We start from the raw sequence: 1,600 nt of genomic DNA, 5'->3' as shown, positions 1-1,600 counted from the left end.
GAGGTGCGCGGCCGTTGCGCGGAATGCGACTGATATCGGCTCATCGCATTGCTATTTGCGCAACTGTCCAAAAAAATTTACACTCAGCCGCAGACTCCGAAGTCGTTCATTCGACAAGACCCAAAAATGGGGTTAGGACGTCAGGTTGAAGGGAACCCCGAATGACCAATCTGCCTCAAACCCCGTTGCTCGATCGCGTCGATACGCCCGCAGACCTGCGCAAGCTGAAGCCAGCGCAGCTGCGCCAGCTGGCCGACGAATTGCGGCAAGAGGTGATTTCGGCAGTGTCGGTGACCGGCGGGCATTTGGGGGCAGGGCTGGGCGTGGTCGAACTGACCACTGCGATCCATTACGTGTTCGATACCCCGCGCGACCGGCTGATCTGGGACGTCGGCCACCAGTGCTATCCGCACAAAATCCTGACCGGGCGGCGCGATCGCATCCGCACCCTGCGCGCAGGCGGCGGCCTCTCCGGCTTCACCAAGCGCAGCGAGAGCGAATATGATCCGTTCGGCGCGGCGCACAGCTCCACCTCGATCTCGGCGGCCCTGGGCGTTGCTACCGCCCACCAGCTGACCGGCGCGCCGGGCAAGGCGATTGCGGTTATTGGCGATGGCGCGATGAGCGCGGGCATGGCCTATGAGGCGATGAACAACGCCGAAAAGGCGGGCAACCGGCTGGTCGTTATCCTCAACGACAATGACATGTCGATTGCGCCGCCAGTGGGCGGCCTCTCTGGCTATCTCGCACGGATCGTTTCCAGCCGCGAATTTCTGGGCGTGCGCGAGGCGTTGAAGCGGCTGGCGCGCAAGCTGCCCAAGAGCCTGCACACCGCAGCGCGCAAGACCGATGAATATGCGCGCGGCATGGCGATGGGCGGTACGTTGTTTGAAGAGCTTGGCTTTTATTACGTCGGCCCGATTGACGGACACAACCTCGAGCAACTCGTGCCGGTGCTCGAAAACATTCGCGATGCCGCCGAAGGGCCGTGCCTTGTTCATGTCGTCACTCAGAAGGGCAAGGGCTATGCGCCTGCAGAAGCCGCAGCCGACAAATATCACGGCGTCGCCAAGTTCGATGTGATCACCGGCAAGCAGGACAAGGCCGCCGCCGGGCCGCCCGCCTACCAGAATGTGTTCGGCGAAACTCTGGCCAAGCTCGCCGAGACTGACCCGCGGATCTGCGCAATCACCGCCGCGATGCCATCGGGCACCGGGGTCGACAAGTTCTCGAACGCGCATCCTGAACGCAGTTTCGATGTCGGCATTGCCGAGCAGCACGCCGTGACCTTCGCCGCTGGTCTCGCCGCGCAGGGGATGCGCCCATTCTGCGCGATCTACTCGACCTTCCTGCAGCGTGCCTACGATCAGGTGGTGCACGATGTTGCGATCCAGAACCTGCCGGTGCGTTTTGCCATCGACCGCGCCGGGCTGGTCGGGGCCGATGGCTCCACCCATGCGGGGTCATTCGATGTCACCTATCTCGCCACGTTGCCCAACATGGTGGTGATGGCGGCGGCGGATGAGGCAGAGCTGGTCCACATGACCTATACCGCCGCCTGCCACGACAGCGGCCCGATTGCCTTCCGCTATCCGCGCGG

General features: G+C 63.2%; 1 protein-coding gene. It reads left to right on the top strand.

Features of this window, described 5'->3' with window-relative positions:
• Positions 1-161: 161 nt before the first annotated feature.
• Positions 162-1,600: 1-deoxy-D-xylulose-5-phosphate synthase (gene dxs, locus ACEW8G_RS03055; RefSeq protein WP_373486974.1), on the top strand; the 1,439-nt coding region annotated here is incomplete at its 3' end.

The sequence above is a fragment of the Blastomonas sp. genome, assembly GCF_041747255.1.
Classification (GTDB): Bacteria; Pseudomonadota; Alphaproteobacteria; order Sphingomonadales; family Sphingomonadaceae; genus Blastomonas.
Note: the sequence above shows the minus strand (reverse complement) of the source record. Positions and strands in the feature narration are given on the sequence as shown.